The sequence below is a fragment of the Klebsiella sp. X13 genome, assembly GCF_003323835.1.
GTDB lineage: Bacteria > Pseudomonadota > Gammaproteobacteria > Enterobacterales > Enterobacteriaceae > Klebsiella > Klebsiella ornithinolytica.
In genome coordinates this window covers 3,127,313-3,153,559 of the sequence record NZ_CP030874.1, presented here as the reverse complement: position 1 = coordinate 3,153,559, position 26,247 = coordinate 3,127,313, and the positions used below count along the sequence as shown (strand labels likewise).

Annotated in this window: 21 protein-coding genes and 1 other annotated feature; of the genes, 12 read left to right on the top strand and 9 right to left on the bottom strand. The window is 56.5% G+C overall.

Going from position 1 to position 26,247, the window contains the following annotated elements; all coding sequences use genetic code 11:
• Positions 1 to 23: 23 nt before the first annotated feature.
• Genes trpA through DSD31_RS14940 form a run of 5 tightly spaced genes read right to left on the bottom strand, consistent with a single transcriptional unit; the run spans position 24 to position 6,555 of the window.
• A complete protein-coding gene (gene trpA / locus DSD31_RS14960) occupies positions 24 to 833 on the bottom strand; it encodes a tryptophan synthase subunit alpha (protein WP_032724694.1) in 810 nt (269 codons plus the stop codon).
• Entirely contained in the window at positions 833 to 2,026 is a 1,194-nt protein-coding gene (gene trpB, locus DSD31_RS14955; protein ID WP_004860995.1) for a tryptophan synthase subunit beta, read from the bottom strand. The genes trpA and trpB overlap by 1 nt, the downstream gene beginning before the upstream one ends.
• Before the next feature lie 9 nt (positions 2,027 to 2,035).
• Positions 2,036 to 3,394, bottom strand: coding sequence for a bifunctional indole-3-glycerol-phosphate synthase TrpC/phosphoribosylanthranilate isomerase TrpF (trpCF, locus tag DSD31_RS14950; RefSeq protein ID WP_113991144.1), 1,359 nt, complete (start codon positions 3,392 to 3,394; stop codon positions 2,036 to 2,038).
• Between the two features lie 3 nt (positions 3,395 to 3,397).
• Positions 3,398 to 4,993 (bottom strand): bifunctional anthranilate synthase glutamate amidotransferase component TrpG/anthranilate phosphoribosyltransferase TrpD, encoded by a 1,596-nt coding sequence (trpD, locus tag DSD31_RS14945; RefSeq protein WP_004860999.1) that lies wholly within the window; start codon positions 4,991 to 4,993, stop codon positions 3,398 to 3,400.
• The gene (locus DSD31_RS14940) at positions 4,993 to 6,555 is read right to left on the bottom strand and encodes an anthranilate synthase component 1 (protein WP_004861001.1); all 1,563 of its coding nucleotides are present in this window, start codon (positions 6,553 to 6,555) and stop codon (positions 4,993 to 4,995) included. The genes trpD and DSD31_RS14940 overlap by 1 nt, the downstream gene beginning before the upstream one ends.
• 34 nt (positions 6,556 to 6,589) lie before the next feature.
• Positions 6,590 to 6,685 (bottom strand) — a sequence feature (Trp leader region).
• A gap of 159 nt (positions 6,686 to 6,844) precedes the next feature.
• On the opposite strand from DSD31_RS14940, the gene rnm reads away from it, so the two are divergent.
• From rnm to DSD31_RS14905, 7 genes are all read left to right on the top strand, one after another.
• Positions 6,845 to 7,708, top strand: a complete 864-nt coding sequence (gene rnm / locus DSD31_RS14935) for an RNase RNM (RefSeq protein WP_004861003.1) — start codon at positions 6,845 to 6,847, stop codon at positions 7,706 to 7,708.
• A gap of 15 nt (positions 7,709 to 7,723) precedes the next feature.
• A complete protein-coding gene (locus DSD31_RS14930) occupies positions 7,724 to 8,344 on the top strand; it encodes an L-threonylcarbamoyladenylate synthase (RefSeq protein ID WP_004861005.1) in 621 nt (206 codons plus the stop codon).
• A gap of 201 nt (positions 8,345 to 8,545) precedes the next feature.
• Complete coding sequence (locus DSD31_RS14925) at positions 8,546 to 8,737, top strand: EAL domain-containing protein (protein WP_015584573.1); 192 nt, start codon at positions 8,546 to 8,548, stop codon at positions 8,735 to 8,737.
• A 284-nt stretch (positions 8,738 to 9,021) separates the two neighbouring features.
• On the top strand, positions 9,022 to 9,903 hold the full coding sequence (rluB, locus tag DSD31_RS14920; RefSeq protein ID WP_015584572.1) for a 23S rRNA pseudouridine(2605) synthase RluB: 882 nt from the start codon (positions 9,022 to 9,024) through the stop codon (positions 9,901 to 9,903).
• A gap of 180 nt (positions 9,904 to 10,083) precedes the next feature.
• Positions 10,084 to 11,445: an MFS transporter gene (locus tag DSD31_RS14915; RefSeq protein ID WP_113991143.1), complete on the top strand. Its 1,362-nt coding sequence runs from the start codon at positions 10,084 to 10,086 to the stop codon at positions 11,443 to 11,445.
• A 16-nt stretch (positions 11,446 to 11,461) separates the two neighbouring features.
• Positions 11,462 to 13,813, top strand: a complete 2,352-nt coding sequence (locus DSD31_RS14910; RefSeq protein ID WP_113991142.1) for a beta-glucosidase — start codon at positions 11,462 to 11,464, stop codon at positions 13,811 to 13,813.
• Between the two features lie 24 nt (positions 13,814 to 13,837).
• Complete coding sequence (locus DSD31_RS14905; protein ID WP_015584569.1) at positions 13,838 to 14,812, top strand: helix-turn-helix transcriptional regulator; 975 nt, start codon at positions 13,838 to 13,840, stop codon at positions 14,810 to 14,812.
• Here DSD31_RS14905 and cobO read toward each other — a convergent pair.
• Both cobO and DSD31_RS14895 read right to left on the bottom strand, forming a co-directional pair.
• On the bottom strand, positions 14,784 to 15,374 hold the full coding sequence (gene cobO / locus DSD31_RS14900) for a cob(I)yrinic acid a,c-diamide adenosyltransferase (RefSeq protein ID WP_064367514.1): 591 nt from the start codon (positions 15,372 to 15,374) through the stop codon (positions 14,784 to 14,786). The two genes, DSD31_RS14905 and cobO, sit on opposite strands and share 29 nt — an antisense overlap.
• Positions 15,371 to 16,132 carry a YciK family oxidoreductase gene (locus tag DSD31_RS14895; protein ID WP_004861022.1) on the bottom strand — a complete coding sequence of 254 codons (762 nt, stop codon included), beginning with the start codon at positions 16,130 to 16,132 and terminating at the stop codon, positions 15,371 to 15,373. The genes cobO and DSD31_RS14895 overlap by 4 nt, the downstream gene beginning before the upstream one ends.
• Before the next feature lie 254 nt (positions 16,133 to 16,386).
• Between DSD31_RS14895 and sohB the strand changes: the two genes are divergently transcribed.
• Positions 16,387 to 17,433, top strand: a complete 1,047-nt coding sequence (gene sohB / locus DSD31_RS14885) for a protease SohB (RefSeq protein WP_015584568.1) — start codon at positions 16,387 to 16,389, stop codon at positions 17,431 to 17,433.
• A gap of 93 nt (positions 17,434 to 17,526) precedes the next feature.
• Here the strand turns inward: sohB and DSD31_RS14880 are convergent, their stop codons facing one another.
• Positions 17,527 to 17,778, bottom strand: a complete 252-nt coding sequence (locus DSD31_RS14880; protein ID WP_004861030.1) for a YciN family protein — start codon at positions 17,776 to 17,778, stop codon at positions 17,527 to 17,529.
• A gap of 413 nt (positions 17,779 to 18,191) precedes the next feature.
• Here DSD31_RS14880 and topA point away from each other — a divergent pair, with 413 nt between their 5' ends.
• From topA to acnA, 4 genes are all read left to right on the top strand, one after another.
• Positions 18,192 to 20,789 (top strand): type I DNA topoisomerase, encoded by a 2,598-nt coding sequence (topA, locus tag DSD31_RS14870; protein WP_004861033.1) that lies wholly within the window; start codon positions 18,192 to 18,194, stop codon positions 20,787 to 20,789.
• Between the two features lie 327 nt (positions 20,790 to 21,116).
• Positions 21,117 to 22,091 carry an HTH-type transcriptional regulator CysB gene (cysB, locus tag DSD31_RS14865; RefSeq protein ID WP_004861036.1) on the top strand — a complete coding sequence of 325 codons (975 nt, stop codon included), beginning with the start codon at positions 21,117 to 21,119 and terminating at the stop codon, positions 22,089 to 22,091.
• A gap of 244 nt (positions 22,092 to 22,335) precedes the next feature.
• Positions 22,336 to 22,503 carry a YmiA family putative membrane protein gene (locus DSD31_RS14860; RefSeq protein ID WP_004861039.1) on the top strand — a complete coding sequence of 56 codons (168 nt, stop codon included), beginning with the start codon at positions 22,336 to 22,338 and terminating at the stop codon, positions 22,501 to 22,503.
• 391 nt (positions 22,504 to 22,894) lie between these two features.
• Entirely contained in the window at positions 22,895 to 25,567 is a 2,673-nt protein-coding gene (acnA, locus tag DSD31_RS14855; RefSeq protein ID WP_048024423.1) for an aconitate hydratase AcnA, read from the top strand.
• Positions 25,568 to 25,610: 43 nt separating this feature from the next.
• Here the strand turns inward: acnA and ribA are convergent, their stop codons facing one another.
• Positions 25,611 to 26,201, bottom strand: coding sequence for a GTP cyclohydrolase II (gene ribA, locus DSD31_RS14850; protein WP_004861045.1), 591 nt, complete (start codon positions 26,199 to 26,201; stop codon positions 25,611 to 25,613).
• Positions 26,202 to 26,247 lie beyond the last annotated feature (46 nt).

The window sequence follows — 26,247 nt, the reverse complement described above, 5'->3', positions numbered from 1 at the left end:
TGGCGCCAGGCGGCGGAGGCAAGTTATGCCGCTTTAGTCGCTGCCTTCAGGCTCTGCACGAATGCTTTGAGCTCGGCCAGCATGGTCTGCGGATCGTTAACATTGCGCTCGATAATTTTCACGATCGCTGAACCGGAAATCGCTCCGGCAGCTCCGGCTTCAAGCGCAGCGGTCACCTGCTCCGGCGCGGAGATGCCAAAGCCCTGCAGCGGCGGTGCGGCGTTATATTCGGCCAGCTTTTCCACCAGGTGGTGCAGCGGCAGCGCGGCGCGGTTTTCCGCTCCGGTCACGCCGGCGCGTGACAGCAGGTAGGTATAGCCGCGGCCCCAGGAGGCAATCTGGCGCAGCAGGTCATCATCGGCGTTAGGCGGGCAGATGAAGATCGGCGCGATATTATGGCGCAGCGCCGCCTGGCGGAACGGGGCGGACTCTTCAATCGGGACATCGGCGACCAGCACCGAATCGACGCCCACTCGCTCGCATTGGGCATAAAATTCGTCAATACCCGGGCTGAATACCAGGTTGGCGTACATCAGCAGGCCAATCGGAATAGTCGGGTGTTTGTGGCGAATCGCCGCCAGCATTTCAAAACATTGCGCTGGATTGACACCCGCGGCAAAGGCGCGCAGGGTTGCGCCCTGAATCGTCGGGCCATCCGCCAGCGGATCGGAGAAGGGGATCCCCAGTTCCAGGGCGTCGGCACCGGCTTCAATCAGCGTATCGATGATCTTTAGCGACTGCTCAGGGTTCGGATCGCCGAGGGTGACGAAGGGAACAAACGCGCCTTCCCGGCGGGTTTTCAGTTGTGCAAACAGCGTCTCATAACGTTCCATCAGATTTCCCCTCGCGCTTTCAGAATATCGTGTACGGTGAAGATGTCTTTGTCGCCGCGACCGGACAGGTTAACCACCAGCAGCTGCTCTTTTTCCGGGTTTTCACGCATCATTTTCAGCGCATGTGCCAGAGCGTGAGAGGACTCCAGCGCCGGAATAATCCCTTCATGGCGGGAGAGCGCTTTGAAGGCCTCCAGCGCTTCGTTATCGGTGATCGACACGTAATCGGCGCGGCCGGTACTGTTGAGGAAAGCGTGCTGTGGGCCAACGGACGGGAAATCCAGACCGGCGGAAATGGAGTAGGACTCTTCAATCTGGCCGTCTGCGGTTTGCATCATCGGTGACTTCATACCGAAGTAGATGCCGACGCGACCATGCTTCAGCGGCGCGCCGTGTTCACCGGTTTCAATCCCGTGACCCGCAGGCTCGACGCCGATCAGACCGACGTTGGTTTCATCGATAAAGTCAGCAAACATACCGATAGCGTTGGATCCGCCGCCGACGCAGGCGATGACCGCATCCGGAAGACGTCCTTCTTTTTCAAGAATTTGCGCTTTGGTCTCTTCGCCAATCATGCGCTGGAATTCACGTACGATGGTCGGGAACGGGTGCGGGCCCGCCGCGGTACCGAGCATATAGTGCGCGGTCTCATAGCTGCCAGACCAGTCGCGCAGCGCTTCGTTACAGGCATCTTTCAGCGTGGCGGAACCGCTGTGCACCGGAATCACTTCGGCACCCATTAATCGCATGCGGAACACGTTCGGCGACTGGCGTTCGACGTCTTTTGCGCCCATATAGATGCGGCACTTCAGGCCGAGCAGAGCGCTGGCGAGTGCGGACGCCACGCCGTGCTGACCGGCGCCGGTTTCGGCGATAATTTCGGTTTTACCCATCCGTTTAGCCAGCAGCGCCTGACCCAGCACCTGGTTGGTTTTGTGCGCGCCGCCGTGCAGCAGATCTTCGCGCTTCAGATACAGCGTGGTGCGGGTCCCTTCGGTCAGGTTACGGCATTTAGTCAGCGCCGTTGGACGACCGGCGTAGTTTTTCAGCAGGTCGGTAAATTCCGCCTGAAAGGCAGGATCTTTCTGCGCGCTGACGAACGCTTCTTCCAGCTGGCGCAGGGCGGGCATCAGAATCTGCGGGACGTACATACCGCCAAATTCGCCAAAATAGGGATTAAGTAAAGTGCTCATTATTGCTCCTTAATATGCGCGCAGTGTTTGAAACACCGAAGCCAGTTTGCTGGGATCTTTAATACCCGGCTGCGACTCTACGCCTGAATTGAAATCGAGTCCGGCACAGCCGCTTTTCGCCGCTTCTACACAGTTATCGGCGCCCAGGCCGCCTGCCAGAATGACATTACGCAGGTCCTGGCCCTGCAGCAGCGTCCAGTCGAAACGCTGGCCGCTACCGCCCTGGCCATTATCGAAAACATACTTATCGACATGGGTGAAGTGACGTGAGGGCAGCGTGTCGCTGACGCTGAGGGCTTTCCAGATCTGCACCGACTGCGGAAGGGCCGCACGCAGGGCGTCAATATAGGTCTGATCTTCGCTGCCGTGCAGTTGAATTGCCGCCAGCTGAAGCTGTTCTGCCAGGGCGGCGACCGCCTCGACGGGCGCATCGCGGAAGACGCCAACGTAGCGCAGCGGAGCGGACTGAATAATCTCTTTCGCCTGGGCATCGTTGACGGCGCGCGGCGAGGAGGGAACAAAAATCAGTCCGCCATAAATTGCTCCGGATTCACAGGCGATCTGTGCATCCTGAGGCCGGGTCAGGCCGCAAACTTTATTCTCGCCGAGCAGCACGCGCTTCACCGCAGCATCGAGATCCGCCTGTTCCATCAAGGCGGAACCGATCAGGAAACCGTTGGCAAAATGGCTGAGTTCGCGCACTTCGGCGTAAGTATGGATACCGGATTCGCTGATCACCGTCACATCATGATCCAGGCGCGGCGCCAGCTGGCGGGTGCGGTTCAGATCAATCGACATATCGCGCAGGTCGCGGTTGTTAATCCCGACCACTTTAGCCTTCAGCGCAATGGCGCGCTCCAGCTCCTCTTCGTTGCTGACTTCAGTCAGCACGCCCATGTTCAGGCTATGGGCCACGGCGGCCAGCTGACGGTAGCTATCGTCATCCAGCACCGACAGCATCAGCAGGCAGGCGTCGGCCTGGTAGTAGCGCGCCAGGTAGATCTGGTAAGGATCGATGGTGAAGTCCTTGCACAGAATCGGCTGCGGCGCGATGGCGCTGACGATCGGCAGAAAGTCGAAGCTGCCCTGGAAATATTTCTCGTCGCACAGGACCGAGATGGCCGAGGCATAATTTTTATAGACGCCGGCGATGGTCGCCGGGTCAAAATCCTGGCGAATCAGTCCTTTCGACGGAGACGCTTTTTTGCATTCCAGAATAAACGCGGTGCGCGTACCGGCGAGCGCATCGTAAAAATTACGCTGAGTCGGGACGACGTCGTTCTGAAAACTGGCTAGCGGTTGCTGTTGTTTGCGGGCTTCTACCCAAATCGCTTTGTCGGCAACGATTTTTGCTAAAACGGTCTGCATTATTTACCCTCTTGCCGCTAATGCGGTCACTCTGTCATAGGCCGCTCCGCTGCGCAGCACGTCGATCACCCGCTGAGCGTTGGCCTTCAGGTCTTCATGCCCGTACAGGCGCATCAGCATGGCGACGTTGGCGGCGACGGCGGCTTCGTGAGCGGCTTCACCTTTACCTTGTAGCAAGCGCGTCAGAATGTCACGGTTTTCTTCCGGCGTGCCGCCGGCCAGCTGCTCCTGATGGTAAGGGGTGAGACCAAAGTCATTGGCCGTCAGCTGATAGCTTTTGATTTCCCCGTTATTCAACTCGGCGACCACCGTCGGCGCATGCAGCGACACTTCATCCATCCCGCCGCTGTGAACCACCGCAGCACGCTGGTAGCCCAGCACGCGCAGGGTTTCGGCAATCGGCAGCACCAGTTCCGGGCTGTAGACGCCAATCAGCGCCAGCGGCGGATGCGCCGGGTTAATCAGCGGCCCGAGCACGTTGAACAGCGTGCGGGTTTTCAGCTGCTGGCGAACCGGCATCGCATGGCGGAAACCGGTGTGATACTTCGGCGCAAACAGGAAGCAGACGCCCAGTTCATCCAGCGCGGTGCGGGACTTATCGGCATTCATATCCAGGTTGATACCGAACGCCGCCAGCAGATCGGAAGAGCCCGACTTGCTCGATACGCTGCGGTTGCCGTGTTTGGCGACTTTCAGGCCGCAGGCCGCGGCCACAAAGGCGCTGGCGGTAGAAATGTTGATGCTGTTGCTGCCGTCGCCGCCGGTACCGACGATATCGGCGAACAGGTAATCCGGGCGCGGGAACGGCGCGGCGTTTTCCAGCAGGGCGGTTGCGGCGCCGGCAATCTCTTGCGGCTGTTCACCGCGCACTTTCATGCTCACCAGCGCGGCAGCCAGCTGCTCGGGTTTCACCTCGCCACGCACCACCGCAGAGAACAGCAGGTGGCTCTCCTGCTGGCTCAGGGTTTCCGCCTGATACAGCTTCTCGAGGATCGGCTGAATCACGTTGGTCTGCTCGAGTTTCTGCAGCGCCCATGCCAGGGTCTGCTCCAGCAGACGTGCGCCCTGGGTGGTGAGAATCGACTCAGGATGGAACTGGAAGCCGCAAACGCGATCGGCATCATGACGTACCGCCATGACCATCCCGTTAAAGTTGGCGTTGATGGTCAGCCCGGCCGGAATATTGCTGCCCACCAGCGAGTGATAACGCGCCACCGGCAGCGGGTTGGTCAGTCCGGCAAACATCGCCTGGCCATCATGTTCGATGCTGGAGGCTTTGCCGTGGAGGATTTCGCCGGCCTGGCCGACGTAGCCGCCGTAAGCTTCAACAATGGCCTGATGACCGAGGCAGATACCGATGATGGGCAGTTTGCCACGCATCCGGGTCAGCAGCTCCGGCATGCAGCCCGCTTCGCTGGGAGTCCCCGGCCCCGGAGAGAGCATCAGTACCGGATTATCCATCGTACCAATACGCTCAATTAAGGTCTGTGCCGGAACCGAGTTACGGTAAATCACCACGTTATGGCCGTTCGCGCGCAGCTGGTCTGCCAGGTTATAGGTAAAAGAGTCGATATTATCGAGCAGCAGAATGTCGGCCATCAGAAAGTCTCCTTAGCGTGGTGGGCCTGAGCAATTGCGCGCAGCACCGCGCGAGCTTTATTACGGGTTTCATCCGCTTCGGACTGAGGCACCGAATCCAGAACAATACCGGCGCCGGCCTGGACGGTGGCGATGCCGTCCTGCACATAGGCAGAACGAATCACGATGCAGGTATCGAGGTCGCCGTGGGCGGTAAAGTAACCCACCGCGCCGCCGTAGCTGCCGCGGCGTTTGCCTTCGGCGGCGGCGATAAGCTGCATGGCGCGTACTTTCGGCGCGCCGCTCAGGGTGCCCATGTTCATACAGGCGCGATAAGCATGCAGGACGTCGAGGTCGCTACGCAGTTCGCCCACCACGCGGGACACCAGGTGCATTACAAAGGAGTAGCGGTCAACTTTGGTCAGGTCGGCGACGTAGCGACTGCCCGGCGTACAGATTCGCGCGAGGTCGTTACGCGCCAGGTCAACCAGCATCAGATGCTCGGAAAGCTCTTTATGGTCAGTGCGCATTTCCAGTTCGATACGGCTGTCGAGGTCGCGATCCAGCGACCCGTCGGCGCGACGACCGCGTGGGCGGGTACCGGCAATCGGGTAGATCTCAATCTGGCGGCTGACGGCGTCATATTTCAGCGAGCTCTCTGGCGATGCGCCAAACAGAGAGAAGTCGTTATCCTGCATAAAGAACATGTACGGGCTGGGGTTGCTCTTTTTCAGGACGTCGTAGGCCGCCAGCGCCGACGGGCAGGGCAGAGAGAAGCGACGGGATGGCACCACCTGGAAGATTTCACCTGCGCGAATGGCGCGCTGCATTTTGCGTACCACCGCGCCGTACTCTTCATCGCTCTGATCGCAGTCGCAGGTCATCGATTCGACTTTAGTCACCGGCAGCGGCGCCGGCGGCTCGTTAAGCTGCTGGCGAAGCTGGGCAATCCGCTGTATCAGACGCTGTTTTTCATTTTCCAGCGGGGTGAACAGGCTCGACTGAATGCGGGTGTTTTTGGTCTGATGATCGATAACCAGCAGGGTTTCGGCCAGATAGAAGCAGTAGTCCGGACAGGCGGTGTCGCTTTCCAGCGGCGGCAGATTTTCAAAACCGGCCACCAGGTCATAGGCAAACAGGCCGCCGAAGAACATCGCTTCACGCTCGTCCGGCGGAACGGTGACCAGCTCCTGCAGCAGACGGAAGGCGTCAAAGACGGATAAAGAGCACAGGCGGGCATCTTCATCCAGCAGCGCGCTGACGGGCGGGAAGGTCAGGATCCGGCTATTGGGCTGGCGCTGATTGCCGATGCCCGAAGGCAGAGTATTATCCAGTAAATCCAGCAGGGCCGCGCCGTTAGCAGAAAGCGCCTGCAGGGTGACAGTGTCACCTAATGCGGTAATGCGCAGCGCGCTGTCAACCAGCAGCAGGCTTTTTAAATCGTCTTTGCTGTCGATGTCCGCCGATTCCAGCAGCAGCGTGGCCGGGCGGGCGCCGCACAGCTGGTGAAACAGCGCCGTGGGGTTTTCGCGATAGATGGCGTCGCTGGTGAGAAGCTCGAGTGCCGGTTTTGATGTTTGCATTATTGTTCTCGCCTTTCGGTATAATAATTTGTCCAATAAAAAGCCCGCTCATTGGCGGGCCGGGTATCTGTATGCTGAGTGCAAAACGCGATCACGCCGCCCGATATCAGGAGGTGCGCCACCAGCCGTGCAGAGTGATAAATTGCGTTTTCATCGTGATACCCCTTCATGTGAACTTGCGTACTAGTTAACTAGTCCAGAGGAATAAAGTCAACCCCTGTTTGCAGATTTTCTCCGCGAGTCGTTATGATAATGCGCTAATTTAAGTCCATGTCCAGCAGGAGTCTCTTTGAGCGACACCCATTACGCAGTGATTTACGATCTGCACAGCCACACCACCGCCTCTGACGGGCGGCTGACTCCGGAAGAACTGGTTCATCGCGCTCACCAGATGCGCGTCGGGACGCTGGCGATTACCGACCACGATACCGTGGCGGCGATTCCCGCCGCTCGTGCCGAAATCGCCCGCGCCGGCTTACCGCTCACGCTGGTGACCGGGGTGGAAATTTCAACATTGTGGGAAAACCACGAAATTCATATTGTCGGGTTGAATATTGATATTGCGCACCCGGCGCTGACCACGCTTCTGGAAGAGCAGAAGGCGCGTCGCCAGCTGCGCGCGCAGATGATCGCCGAACGGCTGGAGAAAGCGCGGATTCCAGGCGCCTGGGAGGGGGCCATGAAGCTTGCCGACGGCGGCGCGGTAACCCGCGGACATTTCGCGCGTTTCCTGGTGGAAGCCGGCTATGCCAGCAATATTGCCGACGTTTTTAAAAAATATCTCGCCCGCGGGAAAACCGGATACGTTCCGCCGCAGTGGTGTACAATAAAACAAGCGATTGATGTCATTCATCATTCTGGCGGCAAAGCGGTTATCGCCCATCCCGGGCGTTACGACCTCTCCGCCAAGTGGCTGAAACGGCTGTTGGCCCACTTCAGCGAGCAGGGTGGCGATGCGATGGAACTGGCGCAATGTCAGCAGGCGCCCCATGAACGTACGCAGCTTGCCGCGTACGCCGTGCAGTTTGGTCTTCTGGGTTCGCAAGGCTCTGATTTTCATCAGCCTTGTCCGTGGATCGAGCTGGGCCGCAAACTTTGGCTACCCGCTGGTGTGGAAGGGATCTGGCACAGCTGGGAAACGGCCGCAGAATAAAATTGAGAGGGAAGTATGAGCCAGTTTTTTTATATCCATCCAGACAACCCGCAGGCACGGTTGATTAACCAGGCGGTGGAGATTGTGCGTAAGGGTGGGGTGATCGTTTATCCCACGGATTCCGGTTACGCGCTGGGCTGTAAGATTGAAGATAAAGGTGCGATGGAGCGTATTTGCCGCATTCGTCAGCTGCCTGATGGCCACAACTTCACGCTGATGTGCCGCGACCTGTCTGAGCTGTCGACCTACGCGTTTGTCGATAACGTCGCGTTTCGCCTGATAAAAAATAACACCCCGGGCAACTACACGTTTATCCTCAAGGGGACCAAAGAGGTACCGCGTCGCCTGCTGCAGGAGAAGCGTAAGACCATCGGGATGCGCGTGCCGTCGAACCCGATAGCCCAGGCGCTGCTGGAGACGCTCGGCGAGCCGATGCTGTCGACCTCGTTGATGCTGCCCGGTAGCGAATTCACCGAATCCGACCCGGAAGAGATCAAAGACCGGCTGGAGAAGCTGGTGGATTTGATTATCCACGGTGGCTATCTTGGCCAGCAGCCGACCACCGTCATCGATCTGACCGAAGATGCGCCGGTGGTGCTGCGTGAAGGCGTCGGCGATGTGAAGCCATTCCTGTAAACCTCTTCTCTCCGGGCGGGACTTTCGCGACCGCCCGGCCCAGCCTCCCGCCCAATGTTTATTTGAAGATAACATTCATGTTGCGGTGGATTCTTAGCATCAACGCTATGATATTGCCAGCCTCGCTACGGTATAGCGATCCGTCTCGCGCTCACAGTCGGGTGCTTGAAGGCCGGCGTAAAAAGCCGGAAGAAGATTCACGTGCCGCTGATTGCCGAGGGGATTGAAGACGAAGCGGTGAAGCTGCAGCTGCAGCAGCTGGGCTGCCAGAAAGCTCAGGGAGACTATTTTCACCGGCCGGCGGAGTTCGCCAGTTTCCGCTGTGAAACGGGGGTATTTTATTATCAGAATGACGAGGGGAATGACGGAGCGAAAGAGGAAAAATCTGCCTGAAACGGCGGCGGTCAGCAGGATAAAAGAGACAATCTGGCGCATAATGGAGGCGAGGTGCCGACGATATGCAGAGATGTCGCCAGGCGATTGAAACGCGAAGAAGCATTCATTTTCAAGTTAGTGTAGAATGGCCGCCCACGTATACGGGCGCGTCCGGCTTCTGCGGAAGATAGCGACGGCCTTTGATGCAAAAAGTAGCTACAGAACAATAGGTTATAAATATTAACCTGTTGTTTTATAAAGTATACCAGACGCCTGGGAAGGCGACACCTTAAGGAAGCTCAATGAGCGAGAAATTACAGAAAGTGCTGGCCCGCGCTGGCCACGGCTCCCGCCGTGAAATTGAATCTAAAATCGAAGCTGGCCGGGTCAGCGTCGATGGTAAAGTCGCCACCCTCGGCGATCGTGTAGAAGTGGTTCCTGGTTTAAAAATTCGTATCGATGGTCATCTGATTTCGGTGAAAGAGTCCGCTGAGCAGATTTGCCGCGTCCTGGCCTATTACAAGCCGGAAGGCGAACTCTGTACGCGTAACGATCCTGAAGGTCGCCCGACGGTGTTTGACCGTTTGCCGAAACTGCGCGGCGCGCGCTGGATTGCGGTGGGGCGTCTGGACGTCAACACCTGCGGTCTGCTGCTGTTCACGACCGATGGCGAACTGGCAAACCGTCTGATGCACCCGAGCCGCGAAGTGGAACGTGAGTACGCCGTGCGTGTGTTCGGTCAGGTTGATGACGACAAACTGCGTCAGCTGTCGCGCGGCGTGCAGCTGGAAGATGGCCCGGCGGCGTTTAAAACGATTAAGTTTGCCGGTGGCGAAGGGATTAACCAGTGGTACAACGTCACGCTGACCGAAGGGCGCAACCGTGAAGTGCGCCGCCTGTGGGAAGCGGTTGGCGTGCAGGTCAGTCGCCTGATTCGCGTTCGCTACGGCGATATTCCGCTGCCGAAAGGCCTGCCGCGCGGTGGTTATACCGAGCTGGATCTGGCGCAAACCAACTACCTGCGTGAGCTGGTTGAACTGCCTGCAGAAACCACCTCGAAAGTCGCGGTAGAGAAAGATCGCCGCCGTATGAAGGCGAATCAGATTCGTCGCGCGGTGAAACGCCATTCCCTGGTGGGGAACAGCAATAACCGCCGTTCGGGCGGAAGTCGTAGCAACGGCTAATCTGATTAAATCCGGCGGGCACCCGCCGGATTTCTCTGCGCTACCCTCCTTGCATGTGATTCCTTTCACACTTCTGCATAAAGACAAAAAACAGGAAACGCCCGGACAAATAACGCAAAGTACGGTTTCTGCTATCGCCATATACTGTCGACACTGATTACAAAAACAGGTAGCCAAAAAATGGATACAGCAGGAAAGTTATCGGCAAGCTATGTCGTTATCGGCGTGAAAGAGAAAATAGGTTACGGCTTTGGTGACTTTGCTTCCAATTTATCTTTCGGTTTTGTCTCTCTGTTCTTACTGTTTTTTTATACTAATATTTACGGCATCAGTGCGGTGCAGGCCAGTCTGATATTTGTTATAGCCCGGGTTATTGATGCCATTTTTAATATTCTGATCGGTTTTGCTATTGATAAAACGCACAGTCGGTATGGCAAACTACGTCCCTGGTTATTATATGGAGCAATACCTTTAGGGTTTTTAACGGTGTTGTGTTTTGTCCCCTTTGGCGGTGAGGCGAAATTTTACTTTGCGCTGATCTCTTATACGCTCTATTGCCTGGCATATACCTCGGTCAATACCCCCTATTCGGCGCTAACTAATCGTCTGACGCAACATGACGCTTCTCGTTCATCGCTGTCGGTATACCGGTTTGTGCTGGCGATTGTCGGTTATCTCATTGTTTCAACCACCGCTGATATGCTGATCTCGCCCTTTACGGATAAGCAATCAGGGTATGTCTTCGCGGTCTCTTGCTTTGCGCTGCTGGCAACCTTTTTGTTCCTCGCCTGTTTCGGCATGACCCGTGAACGGGTGGGCGAAGAGGAGGAGACTCCGGCGCCATCGCTGCGGGAAATGCTGCGGGCGGTTATGGGCAATGCGCCGCTGCTTAATTTATCGCTGTTCACCGTGTTCTTCTATATTGCCTATACCGTGTGGATGGCGATTGCGATCTATTTTATTAAGTACATTATCGGTAGTGAAGGCTATACCGCCACCTTTTTCCTGATTCAGTCAGGGGCCTATATTGTCGGTACCGTTATTTCAGAAAAAGCGATAGCGCTGATGGGCAAAAAGAGAATGACGCTGATGGCACTGCTGATCGGTACGTTGGGGGTGCTGATGCAATATTTTGTTGCCGGGCATAACCTGTGGCTGATTATGACCGGGGTGTGTCTCTACAGTATTACGCTGGGGATGGGATTTGTCGCTATGTGGTCAATGATTGCAGATACCGTGGAATATGCCGAGTGGCATCATGGTGTGCGTACAGAAGGCGCAATTTATGGTTTTTTCAACTTTATTACCAAAATTGCGATGGCGATCGGCGGCGGCTGTGCGGGCTGGATGCTGGACTACTATCAATATGATGCCGGCAATATTAGCGCCAGCGCAATTAACGGGATTAATATTCTGATGACGTTATTCCCAGGCGCAATGTTTGCCATCAGCGCGATATTTGTCGGATGTTACTCGCTGGATGAAAAAACGTATCGCGAGATTGTTCAGAAAATTAGCCTGCGTAAACAGAATGCGCTTTAACCTCAGGGAGCCAGAGATGAATACCGAATTGAATACCCTTATCGCGGCGATGACCGCAGAAGAGAAAGTTGCGCTGTTGACCGGGAGCGGGCTGTGGCGGACGGCATCCCTGCCACAGCACGGCATCGCTGATATCGTGATGACCGACGGTACCTACGGCGTGCGCTACAGCAGCGCGCAGATCGACGGCGACGAAAAATGGAGTATGGACGACTTTATCTCGGTGATCACGCAGACCGCCGACCGGGTCAACGGGGAAGAACCCGCGGCAAAGGGCGGCAGCGAAGCGCTGTTCAGTCCGTCGTTGCCGGCGACCTGTTTTCCCAACGGATCCAGCCTGGCCTGCTGCTGGGACGTCGATCTGGTGTATCAGATGGGGCAGGCGCTGGGGCGTGAATGCCAGCAAATGGGCGTAGGGATTCTGCTGGGGCCGGGAATCAATATTCGCCGTACGCCGCTGGCCGGACGAGGCTACGAATACTATGCTGAGGACCCGGTAGTCAGCGGGGATATTGCCGCAGCGCTAATCAACGGTCTGCAGCAGGAAGGGGTTGGCGCCAGTCTGAAACACTTTGCGGCGAATAATTCCGAATACCGGCGCACCGAAATGGATTCGATCATCGACGAACGGGCGCTACGCGAAATCTATCTGGCCGGTTTTCAGCGGGCCATCGCCAAATCCCGTCCGTGGACGGTGATGTCCTCTTATAACCGGCTTAATGGCGTGCAGACATCGCAGGATCCTTTTTTACTCACTCAGGTATTACGCGATGAGTGGGGCTACGATGGAGTGGTGATGTCCGACTGGTATGGCATTAAGGACCGGCCGGCATCCCTGCTGGCGGGGAACGATCTGGCCATGCCGGAAACCCGCCGCGATAAGCAGACGCTGCTGGCGGCGATTCACGCCGGTGAAGTGCCGATGGCGGTAGTCGATCGCGCCTGTCTGCGGATGTTGACGCTGCTGGATAAGGTTCAGCGCCATCGTCGTCCGCAGACGCAGGCCGATTTCCCGGCGCATCACGCGCTGGCGCAGCAGCTGGCGGCGGAATCTATCGTTCTGCTGAAGAATGACGATAACCTGCTGCCGCTGCGGGCGGAATGTACCCGCCGGATTGCCGTTCTCGGCAAACCGGCGCAGGAGCCGGTGATTCAAGGATCGGGCTGCGCGACCACGGTACCCTGGCTGCTGGATCGCCCGCTCGATGAAATTTTTGACCTCGCCGGGGATGAGTTCAGCGTCTCCTGGGCCATTGGCGCCCCGGACGACCTGCGCAGCGATCCGCAGGCGCTGGCAGAAGCGCGAGCGGTGGCTCAGGCGGCGGACGTGGCGATTATCTTTGTCAGTACCGCCGTCGGCGAAGACGGTGAAAACGGCGATCGTCAGGATCTGAATATTCTGGCGGTACATGAGCAGCTGATTCGGGAAGTGGCAACGGTTCAACCCAATATCGTGGTGGTGCTGGCGAACAGCGATGCGGTGGTGATGCCCTGGCTTTCCGAATGTAAAGCGCTGCTGGAAACCTTCTTCGCCGGGCAGGGGATGGGCCGCGCCGTGGCCGAGATTCTGTTCGGTAAACGTAATCCCTGCGGCAAGCTCACGGTCACCGTACCTGAGACCCTTGAAGAGACGCCCGCCTGGCTGCATTATCCCGGGGAAAACCTGCGTCATCATTACGGAGAGGGACTGTTTGTCGGCTATCGCTATTATGATAAACGCCGCATGACGCCGCGGTTTCCGTTTGGGTTCGGCCTGAGCTACACCCGCTTTGCCTGGCGCGATATCCAGCTTTCGGCGTCGCGCGTCGGGCCCGATGAGACCCTCACCGTCTCTTTCGAACTGACCAACTGCGGCGAGTGCGAAGGCAAAGAGATTGTGCAGCTGTACGTCAGCGCGCCGGTCGGGGAGTTGATTCGTGAAGAGCAGGCGCTGAAAGGGTTCTGTAAAGTGTCGCTCGCTGCCGGAGAAACTCGCCGCGTCACGCTCCAGCTGCCTGTCGCTGAGCTTGCCTGCTATCATCCCGGGCTGGCGGATTGGGTGGTAACGCCCGGGCGCTGGCAGATTCGCCTGGGGAGCTCCTCTCGCGATCTGGCGCTGAGTGCCCAGGTCGAGGTGGACTGTCCGCCGCGCTATGTTCCGCTACGTGATGATAACTCGTTGCAGCAGTTAATCCAGCAGCCGGAGGCGTTCGCGCGGGTGGTGGCGCTGATTGCCCGTAAGAGCCAGCGGCCGCCGGCGCAAATCCGCGAACGGCTGATCCAACTGGCGCCGGACCTGTTCTGCGGGCTGCTGATCGCGCTGACCGAGTTTTTAGCGCTTGATATTGACCGCGATGAGCTGAATGCCGCGCTTAAAGGGGCGGAATAATCGTCCCGCGACAGGAGATGATGCGTGTTTCCATTTTCCGTGACACATCCACGTTCGGCGACAGAGACCGGGCGGCATACGGCGAACAGCGGCTATGAGCTGATTGCCTTTGATGCTGAAAAGCTCAATGTTTTTGCGGCCGAGGTACGCTACTGCGAACCTCACTGGCACCCGGCACCAGAGCTTATCACCGTTCTGAGCGGGCGGTTTTCTATTGTCGTCGGCCAGCAAAGCGTGGAGATGGTTGAGGGAGACATGCTCTACATCAACGCCGAGGCGGTGCACTCGCTGCGTGCGGAAGTGGCGGGGAGTTCGCTGGTGACCGTCCAGTTTTCCCCCGGTTTGTTCGATGAGCTGCACCCGGCGCCGGTTCTGACCTGGTGTACCCGGGGGCGCAGCCAGAGCGCGGCAGACCGACAGGTCCTGCAGTGCCTTTGCGACCTGCTCGCTCAGCTGATTGATAACCGCGCGCCGTTCCAGCGTATCGCGATGACCTATTTGCTGCTCGATGCGCTGGTACAGGCCGGAGAACCGGCCACCCAGGTGGAGAGTTCACTGCGCGAAGAGGCGATGATCAAGAAAGGGATCGATTTTATTAATCAGCACTTCGACCAGCCGCTGACCCTGAGCGAGGTAGCGAATCATAGCGGTATGAGCTATTCGTGGTTTTCGCGCCTGTTCAAAAAGGTCAGCCGGCATAATTTCAAAGAGTATCTCACCCTGGTCCGGCTGAATAAGGCGAGAACGCTACTGCGCGATACCCGCACGCCAATTACCGAAATCAGCCACAGCTGCGGCTTCCAGGAACATAAGTACCTGATTGCCGCCTTCAATAAATACTGTGGTCTGACGCCGACGGAATACCGTAAGCGCTTTGTTTCGCGGCAGAACATGATTGAAAGCGCGCTGGCGTTGGGAGAGGACTGCCTGTGTCTGCCGCTGAATCATGCGCTGCTGGCGCGGCTGACGCTTAGTAATCAATCCCCATCTGGGCTTTGATACCGGCATCGAATGCGTGCTTAACCGGCCGCAGTTCGCTGACGGTATCGGCCAGCTCGATGATCTCCCGGTGGCAGCCGCGCCCGGTGATAATCACCGTCTGCTGTAGCGGGCGATTGCGCAGTGCGGTGAGAACCGTCTCGAGCGGCAAATAGTCGTACGCCACCATATAAGTCAGCTCATCCAGCAGCACCATATCCAGGGATTCGTCGGCCAGCATCCGCTGCGCGTGCTGCCAGACGGCAAGGCAGGCAGCCGTATCGCTTTCACGATCCTGGGTATTCCAGGTAAATCCGGTGGCCATCACCTGAAACTCGACGCCGTGCGGCTCCAGCAGGTTACGCTCGCCGTTGGGCCAGGTGCCTTTGATAAACTGGATGACGCCCGCTTTTTTCCCATGTCCGATAGCGCGGGCGACGGTACCAAAACCGGCCGTCGTTTTGCCTTTTCCGTTACCGGTGAACACGATAACAATACCGCGTTCTTCCTGCGCTGCCGCCACGCGGGCATCAACTTTGTCTTTTACTCGCTGCTGGCGTTCACGGTAGCGTTCATCACTCATTGTGCAATTCCTGGTTTACGCCCTGGCTGGGCATCGAAGGTCATTCCCGTCTTTCGACGGCTGTCATCGCCCATCAGCCATAAATAAACCGGCATAATATCGGCGGGGGTTTTGAGCTTTTGCGGATCTTCCGTCGGGAAAGCGTTAGCGCGCATTTTGGTGCGCGTTCCGCCTGGATTGATACAGTTAACCCGCAGATGACGGCTCTGGTACTCTTCGGCCAGCACCTGCATCATCCCTTCCGTGGCAAACTTGGAGGCCGCATAGGCGCCCCAGTTGGCGCGTCCCTGGCGGCCGACGCTGGAAGAGGTGAAGACCAGCGACCCCGACTCCGACTTGAGTAATAAAGGAAGCAGTGCCTGGGTCAGCATAAAGGTGCCGTTGACGTTGACCTGCATCACCTGCTGCCAGACTTCCGGCTTTTGCCGATCCATCGGACAGACATCGCCGAGCAAACCGGCATTGTGCAGTACGCCATCGAGGCGCGGGTAGTGGACGCCGATCTGCTGCGCCAGCTGCTGGCACTCCTGCGGCGTGCAGGTTAACAGATCCAGCGTGAACCAACGTGCCGGAAGCCCGCCGGCCTGGTCTATTTCTTGCGCCACGCTGCGCAGTTTCTCTTCGTTACGTCCGACCAGCACCACGCTTGCGCTGTAGCGGGAATAGGTCAATGCGGCTTCGCGGCCAATACCGTCGCTGGCGCCGGTCACCAGGATAATGCGATCTTTTAATAAATGATGCTGCGGTTGATAGTGCACGGCGACTCCTTAGGCAATCTGCTGACGATCGCGCGTTGTATTCGGTCTCATACTTTTGCGTTTTATGCCTGAAACAGCCGGGCATTGCAATCAGCGAAAGGGAAACTCTTTGCGGAATGAACATCTTGCAACGATTTCATCGTCGCTGAAAAAAACGGGAAGGGGCCTCGCGCACCACACAAAGCGCAGAGACTTCGTCACGCAGGCTGATGTACACTGTGCTTCAACGTCAGTGGTTTGCACAAGGTGAATACGTGGAATTACTTGCTCAATATGGCCTGTTTTTGGCCAAAATCGCGACCGTTGTCGTCGCCATTGCGGTTATTACCGCCCTCATCGTTAACCTGACCCAGCGGAAGAAACAGCGCGGGGAACTGCGGGTAACCAATCTCAGCGAGCAATACAAAGAGATGCGAGAAGAGCTGGCGGTTGCGCTGCTTGATGGTCCGCAGCAAAAGGTGTGGCACAAAGCGCAAAAGAAAAAGCACAAACAGGAGGCGAAAGCGGCCAGGGCGCGGGCTAAGCTCGGGTCTACGGAGCCAAACAGCAAGCCGCGTGCCTGGGTGCTGGATTTCAAAGGCAGTATGGACGCTCACGAAGTCGCCAGCCTGCGCGAAGAGATCACCGCGGTTCTGGCGGCGGTAAAACCGCGCGATCAGGTGATCCTCCGTCTGGAAAGCCCCGGCGGTGTGGTTCACGGCTACGGCCTCGCGGCATCACAGCTGCAGCGGCTGCGCGATAAGCAAATACCCTTAACCGTAGCGGTGGATAAAGTCGCGGCCAGCGGCGGTTACATGATGGCCTGCGTGGCGAACAAAATAGTGGCTGCGCCGTTCGCCATCCTGGGCTCTATCGGCGTGGTTGCGCAGATCCCTAACCTGCATCGCTTCCTGAAGAACAAAGATATCGATATCGAACTGCATACCGCCGGTCAGTACAAACGCACCTTAACGATGCTGGGTGAGAATACTGACGAAGGCCGGCGTAAGTTCCGTGAAGACCTGAATGAGACTCACCAGTTGTTCAAAGATTTTGTCCACGAGATGCGGCCGTCGCTGGATATTGAGGCCGTTGCAACCGGTGAACACTGGTACGGAGTTCAGGCGCTGGAGAAAGGGCTGGTGGACCTGGTGGAAACCAGTGACGAACTGCTTCTGGGGCTGATCGACAATCACGATGTGATCGGCGTTCGTTACCAGCAGCGTAAAAAAATGCTCGACCGTTTTACCGGCAGCGCCGCCGAAAGCGCCGACCGTCTGCTGCTACGCTGGTGGCAGCGAGGGGAAAAGCCGCTGATGTAATCAGCGTACGTGAACAAAACAACGCGAGGCAACTGCCTCGCGTTGGCGTTTTATGCCCGATAAAAATTGATGCCCGCTAAATAATAAGAGGGCTTAATCGGTCAGATGGTATTTCTCTGACAGCGCGTGCGCGAGGTATTTGAACATATTGAATACCGCCGTACTCTTCGCCGTTGGCAGGCCTTGCTCATCAAGATAAAACTCGCCGCTGAATACCAGCACGCCGTTACGCTGAGCGACGTCGGTAGCTTCGATCCCGGCTAGCGTATCTTCATGTTCACGAATGAGTTTGTTGGCTATTTCAAGCAGCGACTGGCGATCGATAGGTTGGGTTGTACCTTGCATAAGTGACTCCTGTGATTCTTCGTCCGCTAGTTTACGCCGCGCGGCGAGATGGGGCAAATTTTCCATTCAGAGTACAGGGTTAATGGCAAAGCTCTAAGAAACATGACTTTACTGGCGGGATTTGCTTTTGCATGCTAATAAAGTTGCGTAACGAATTTTATCAGGTACAGTGTGACGCTTTCGGCGATCTGGCAACAGATTTGCTTGACATTCGGCCAAAAATTCTTCGTGCTATGTCACCTGACGAGCAAAAGTCAGTAAACTCAGCTATCTGGTTTTATGGATGTGAAACTGGACGTGCAAAGGGTTGATATCCATCGACGGCGTCGCAACATTTGACGTACGTCGTCAGCGGATGGTGAATCAAAATGTGCGATGTATTCCTGGATGAATCAAATTAGGTAAAGGTGAATATGGGTAAAGCTCTCGTTATCGTTGAGTCCCCGGCAAAAGCCAAAACGATCAATAAGTATCTGGGTAATGACTACGTGGTGAAATCCAGCGTGGGTCATATCCGCGATTTGCCGACCAGTGGCTCAGCTTCCAAAAAGAGCGCCGACTCTACCTCCACCAAAGGGGCTAAAAAGCCTAAAAAGGATGAACGTAGCGCTCTGGTCAATCGTATGGGTGTAGACCCATGGCATGACTGGGATGCTCAGTATGAAGTACTTCCGGGTAAAGAAAAGGTAGTTTCAGAACTCAAACAGTTGGCGGAAAAAGCCGACCACATCTATCTCGCAACCGACCTTGACCGCGAAGGGGAAGCCATTGCATGGCACCTGCGGGAAGTGATCGGTGGAGATGAAAAACGCTATAGCCGCGTGGTGTTCAACGAAATCACCAAAAATGCGATTCGTCAGGCTTTTGACAAGCCGGGCGAGCTGAATATCGATCGTGTTAACGCCCAGCAGGCGCGTCGCTTTATGGACCGCGTCGTGGGCTACATGGTTTCCCCGCTGCTGTGGAAAAAAATTGCCCGCGGTCTGTCCGCAGGCCGCGTTCAGTCGGTTGCCGTACGCCTGGTCGTGGAACGTGAACGCGAAATTAAAGCGTTCGTGCCGGAAGAGTTCTGGGAAATCGACGCCAGCACTACCACGCCGGGCGGCGATGCTCTGCCGCTGCAGGTGACGCATAAGCACGACAAGCCGTTCCGTCCGGTTAACCGCGATGAAACTATGGCTGCCGTTGCGCTGCTGGAGAAAGCCAGCTACAGCGTGCTGGAGCGTGAAGACAAACCGACCAGCAGCAAGCCTGGCGCGCCGTTTATTACCTCGACCTTGCAGCAGGCAGCCAGCACTCGCCTGGGCTTTGGGGTGAAGAAAACCATGATGATGGCGCAGCGCCTCTATGAGGCCGGCTACATCACCTATATGCGTACCGATTCAACGAACCTGAGCCAGGATGCGCTGAGCATGGTTCGCGGCTATATCGGCGATAACTTTGGCAAAAAATATCTGCCAGAGAACGCCAACCAGTACGCCAGCAAAGAAAACTCACAGGAAGCGCACGAAGCGATTCGTCCTTCTGACGTGAACGTGATGGCCGAAGATCTTAAAGGGATGGAAGCCGACGCGCTGAAACTGTATCAGCTGATCTGGCGCCAGTTCGTCGCCTGTCAGATGACGCCGGCGCAGTACGATTCCACCACGCTGACCGTCAAAGCCGGCGACTTTAAACTCAAAGCGCGCGGCCGTACCCTGCGGTTTGACGGCTGGACCAAAGTGATGCCGGCGCTGCGTAAAGGCGATGAAGATCGGACGTTACCGGTCGTCAACCAGGGCGAGAGCCTGAGCCTGGTCGAACTGACTCCGGCACAGCACTTTACCAAACCGCCTGCGCGCTTTAGCGAAGCCTCGCTGGTCAAAGAGCTGGAAAAACGGGGTATCGGCCGGCCGTCTACCTATGCGTCGATCATTTCGACCATTCAGGATCGCGGCTACGTGCGGGTGGAAAACCGCCGCTTCTACGCCGAGAAAATGGGTGAGATTGTCACCGATCGCCTGGAAGAGAACTTCCGCGATCTGATGAACTACGATTTTACCGCGCAAATGGAAGATCGCCTCGATCAGGTGGCGAATCATCAGGCCGAGTGGCGTCAGGTACTGGACCACTTCTTCGGTGACTTCACGACTCAGCTGGAAACGGCGGAGAAGGATCCGGAAGAGGGCGGCATGCAGCCGAACCCGATGGTGCTGACCAGCATCGACTGTCCGACCTGCGGTCGCCAGATGGGGATTCGCACGGCCAGCACCGGGGTATTCCTGGGCTGTTCAGGCTATGCGCTGCCGCCGAAAGAACGCTGCAAGACCACCATTAACCTGGTGCCGGAAAACGAAGTGCTCAACGTGCTGGAAGGCGACGATGCCGAAACCAACGCGCTGCGTGCCAAGCGTCGTTGCCAGAAGTGCGGCACGGCGATGGACAGCTACCTTATCGATCCTAAGCGCAAGCTGCACGTATGTGGTAACAACCCGACCTGCGACGGCTATGAGATCGAAGAGGGCGAGTTCCGCATCAAGGGTTACGACGGCCCGGTGGTTGAGTGTGAAAAATGTGGTTCTGAAATGCACCTGAAAATGGGGCGTTTTGGTAAGTACATGGCCTGCACCAACGACGAATGTAAGAATACGCGCAAAATTCTGCGTAACGGCGAAGTCGCTCCGCCGAAGGAAGATCCGGTTCCGTTACCGGAGCTGCCGTGTGAGAAGTCGGACGCCTTTTTCGTCCTGCGTGATGGTGCGGCAGGTGTTTTCCTTGCGGCAAACACCTTCCCGAAATCGCGTGAAACTCGTGCGCCGCTGGTGGAAGAGCTGTACCGCTTCCGCGATCGCCTGCCGGAGAAACTGCGTTATCTGGCCGACGCGCCGCAGCAGGATCCCGAGGGTAACAAAACGCTGGTGCGTTTTAGCCGTAAAACGAAGCAGCAGTACGTCGCGTCAGAGAAAGATGGCAAAGCGACCGGTTGGTCCGCCTTCTATATCGACGGTAAATGGACTGAAGCGAAGAAGTAAGCGTAGTACTCTCTGTGAAGGGCCGCGATGCGGCCCTTTTTCTCACTGATTTCCCTGCCTTATTCGCCATTCTTTGACGCCGGACGGCGGCCTTATAACCAGCTTATTATTTTTCGTTAGTATCTATACACTGTAGATATAAATGATATAGTGGTTATAGCTAATCTCTTTTTTATTATTAAATCGTCTTATACATCATCGTGTTCAGGATGCTTTGTGGCGCCATAACGGCGAGTCGCAGGGACGGCAAACGTGTAGCTTGCCGACAGGCGGCCTGAACGTAAAATGTATGAACGAATTCATTTTACGCGTTAACGGATATCAGCCATGAAACTACAGCAGCTCCGCTACATCGTTGAGGTTGTTAATCATAATCTGAATGTCTCCTCGACTGCCGAAGGCCTGTATACCTCACAGCCCGGTATCAGCAAGCAGGTACGCATGCTGGAAGATGAGCTCGGTATTCAGATTTTCGCCCGCAGCGGCAAACATTTAACTCAGGTGACGCCGGCGGGCCAGGAGATCATCCGCATCGCCCGCGAAGTCCTGTCGAAGGTCGATGCGATTAAGTCGGTCGCAGGGGAACATACCTGGCCCGACAAAGGCTCGCTGTATGTGGCCACCACCCATACTCAGGCCCGCTATGCGCTGCCCGGGGTGATAAAAGGTTTTATTGAGCGCTACCCGCGCGTCTCTTTGCATATGCATCAGGGATCGCCGACGCAAATTGCGGAAGCGGTGTCAAAGGGGAATGCTGATTTCGCCATCGCCACCGAAGCGCTGCATCTCTATGATGATCTGGTCATGCTGCCGTGCTATCACTGGAACCGCTCGATTGTCGTGACGCCTGAACATCCGCTGGCCTCCCGTGGTTCGGTGACGATTGAAGAGCTGGCGCAGTACCCGCTGGTCACCTATACCTTTGGCTTTACCGGCCGCTCCGAGCTGGATACCGCCTTTAACCGCGCCGGGCTGACGCCGCGTATCGTCTTCACCGCCACCGATGCTGACGTTATCAAAACCTACGTCCGTCTTGGCCTTGGCGTTGGGGTTATTGCCAGCATGGCGGTGGATCCGGTCTCCGATCCTGACCTGGTGAAACTTGATGCTAACGGTATTTTCAGCCACAGCACCACGAAGATAGGTTTCCGCCGTAGCACCTTCCTTCGCAGCTATATGTATGATTTTATTCAGCGTTTTGCGCCGCATTTGACGCGAGATGTGGTGGATACCGCGGTGGCTTTGCGTTCGAATGAAGATATTGAGGCAATGTTCAAAGATATTAAACTACCGGAAAAGTGATTCAACCAACAATCTGGCATCCCTGTCGGGGATGCCAATACTTATAATGGCCCCGAATTAAATTTGTAAACCTCGCCTGAATCACAAAAATCGTTATTTCTATTAACACGATTGCAAATATACCCGCTCCGATCAAAATAATAGTTAAAGATAATATCCAGGGGGAAGAATTCACTGGATTAATTCATTAGCTATAATTAAGCTTTAACTGTACCTGATAATTTTAGCGATTGGTGGTGATAAAATGATTAGTGATATCGATTATATGAAGTTGGCGATGTCACAGGAAAGTGACAAAACGGAGATTGATCCTGTGTTGAGGAGCCGCGCCTGGAGTGCCGTGCTCGTTGGGCTGGCGATGTTCTGGAGTATCATCGCGCTCGTAGTCTGTAACGTTTGGATCATCAGCTGAGCGTACATTTTCTGGATGGCTGTATGTGTCATTTTTATGACGGCGAAATCGTGAGAAATTATTTAAGCTAATAACCCGCGGTGACAAGGAGGATATATTTCGCGACACTTTGTGTATAAACAAACATCCCTTCCTGTGAACTAATCGTCAATTAACTGGCGATTAGTTCTTTCTGTACTCATGTACTCGTACAGTTATCCTGCTGCCTGTTCCCCTCTATCAAATTCATTCGATATTTTCTCGTATAATCATTCAGATTTTTTGCTTTAAAACATTTAACCGATTTTAGCAATTTGGGTTGTTATCAAAGTGTTATGCCTGGTATGTGTTATCTTTAATATTAACCCTGAGGAGGATCAGGGCATGCCATCCCTGTGATAAAGGAGGAGCTATGTCGTCAACCCTACGAGCAGCCAGTAAGGATACGCTACAGGTCAAAGATAAAACCTACCACTACTACAGCTTACCGCTGGCCGCTAAAGAACTGGGCGATCTGACCCGTTTGCCCAAATCGCTTAAAGTCCTGCTGGAGAATCTGCTGCGCTGGCAGGACGGTGACTCGGTCACCGCCGAAGATATTCATGCGCTGGCAGGCTGGCTTGAACATGCTCATGCTGACCGGGAAATTGCCTATCGTCCGGCGCGCGTGCTGATGCAGGATTTTACCGGCGTGCCCGCGGTGGTGGATCTTGCGGCAATGCGTGAGGCGGTCAAACGGCTGGGAGGCGATACGGCGAAGGTTAACCCGCTGTCGCCGGTGGACCTGGTTATCGACCATTCGGTCACCGTCGATCGCTTCGGCAATGACGATGCGTTTGAGGAAAACGTGCGTCTTGAGATGGAACGTAACCACGAGCGCTACGTTTTCCTGCGCTGGGGACAGCAGGCGTTCAGCCGCTTCAGCGTCGTGCCGCCGGGTACCGGTATTTGCCACCAGGTTAACCTCGAATACCTTGGCAAAGCGGTCTGGAGTGAAGAGCAAAACGGCGAATGGGTTGCCTGGCCCGATACGCTGGTCGGTACCGATTCGCATACCACGATGATCAACGGCCTGGGCGTACTGGGCTGGGGCGTCGGCGGCATTGAGGCGGAAGCCGCGATGCTGGGCCAGCCGGTCTCGATGCTGATCCCGGATGTGGTGGGCTTTAAACTGAGCGGTAAACTCCGCGAAGGCATTACCGCCACCGATCTCGTGCTCACCGTCACCCAGATGCTGCGGCAGCACGGCGTCGTGGGTAAGTTTGTTGAGTTTTATGGCGATGGCCTGGATTCGCTCCCGCTGGCCGACCGCGCGACCATCGCCAATATGTCGCCTGAGTACGGTGCTACCTGCGGCTTCTTCCCGATTGATGCGGTAACCCTCAGCTATATGCGTCTGAGCGGCCGCAGCGATGAACAGGTGGCGCTGGTGGAGGCCTATGCCAAAGCGCAGGGAATGTGGCGTCAGACGGGCGATGAGCCGGTCTTTACCAGTACGCTGGCGTTAGATATGGGAACTGTCGAAGCGAGTCTCGCCGGGCCAAAACGGCCGCAGGATCGCGTTGCGCTGGGGGATGTCCCGAAAGCCTTTGCCGCCAGTAGCGAGCTGGAGGTCAACCTGACGCAAAAACAGCGCCAGCCGGTCGACTATACGCTGAACGGGCATCGCTATTCGCTACCCGACGGCGCGGTGGCGATTGCCGCCATCACCTCCTGCACCAACACCTCTAACCCCAGCGTGCTCATGGCCGCCGGTCTGCTGGCCAAAAAAGCGGTTGAGCTGGGCCTGAAGCCGCAACCGTGGGTCAAAGCCTCTCTGGCGCCAGGATCTAAAGTGGTGTCCGATTATCTGGCCCACGCCGGGCTGACGCCGTATCTCGATGCGCTGGGGTTCAACCTGGTCGGGTACGGGTGTACCACCTGTATCGGTAACTCCGGCCCGCTGCCGGAACCGATCGAAGAGGCGATCAAGAAAGGGGATTTAACCGTCGGCGCGGTGCTGTCCGGTAACCGTAACTTCGAAGGGCGTATTCATCCGCTGGTGAAAACCAACTGGCTGGCATCACCGCCGCTGGTGGTGGCCTACGCTCTGGCCGGGAACATGAACGTCAATCTGACCCGCGATCCGCTTGGCACCGGCAAAAATGGTCAGCCGGTCTATCTGAAGGATATCTGGCCGAGCGGTCTTGAGATCGCCCAGGCGGTTGAGCAGGTCACGACCGAGATGTTCCACAAAGAGTACGCGGAGGTATTTGAAGGAACGCCTGAATGGAAAGCCATTCACGTCGATCGCTCCGATACTTACGACTGGCAGGAGGATTCGACCTATATCCGTCTGTCGCCATTCTTTGACCAGATGGAGGTTCAGCCTGAGCCGGTGGAAGATATTCACGGCGCGCGTATTCTGGCGATGCTCGGCGATTCGGTCACCACGGACCACATCTCTCCGGCCGGGAGTATCAAGCAGGACAGCCCGGCCGGACGCTATTTGCAGGAACACGGCGTCGCGCGTGCTGATTTTAACTCCTACGGTTCCCGCCGCGGCAACCATGAAGTGATGATGCGCGGGACCTTTGCCAACATCCGTATTCGCAACGAAATGGTGCCGGGCGTGGAAGGTGGGATGACCCGGCACCTGCCGGGCAGCGAGCCGATAGCGATTTATGACGCGGCAATGCGCTATAAAAATGAGGGGATCCCGCTGGCGGTGGTGGCCGGGAAAGAGTACGGCTCAGGCTCCAGTCGCGACTGGGCGGCGAAAGGCCCGCGGTTGCTAGGCGTGCGAGTGGTGATCGCCGAATCATTCGAGCGTATCCACCGTTCCAACCTGATCGGGATGGGGATCCTGCCGCTGGAGTTCCCGCAGGGCGTCACGCGTAAAACGCTGGGGCTGAACGGGGAAGAGCGGATAGATATCAGCAACCTGCAGGCCTTGCAGCCTGGCGCAACGGTTGCGGTGACCCTGACGCGGGCGGACGGTAAACAAGAGGTGATCCTCTGCCGTTGTCGCATCGATACCGCCACCGAACTGACCTACTATCAGAATGACGGTATTCTGCATTATGTGATCCGCAACATGCTGTAAAAAAAAGGGCCAGCAAGCGCTGGCCCTTCATTTTTCTGCCGATTTATTTATTCAACAGATGCCCCATTTTGGCGGCCTTGGTGTCCAGATAGTGGGCGTTTTTCGGGTTGCGCCCGACAATCAGCGGCACGCGCTCAACGATATTAATCCCGGCTTCGCTGAGAATTTCCACTTTTTTCGGGTTGTTGGTCAGCAGACGCACCTGGTCGACGTGGAGCAGTTTGAACATATCTGCGCACAGCGTAAAGTCGCGCTCGTCTGCCGCAAAGCCCAGCTGATGGTTGGCTTCCACGGTGTCATAGCCCTGGTCCTGCAAGGCATAGGCGCGAATTTTATTCAGCAGGCCAATGTTGCGGCCTTCCTGACGATGGTACAACAGGATACCGCGCCCCTCTTCGGCAATATGCGACAGCGCCGCTTCGAGCTGAAAACCGCAATCACAACGCAGACTAAAAAGGGCGTCGCCCGTTAAGCACTCAGAATGTACGCGTGCAAGGACGGGGGACTGGCCCGAAATGTCGCCGAAGACCAGCGCGACATGATCCTGCCCGGTTGCCAGTTCTTCAAATCCCACCATCAGGAAATCGCCCCAGGGGGTTGGCAGTTTGGCTTCTGCCACACGTTTAAGCTGCATGTGATTCTCCAGATTCTGTCAGCACCTGAATGTGCTTTCTGTTTGG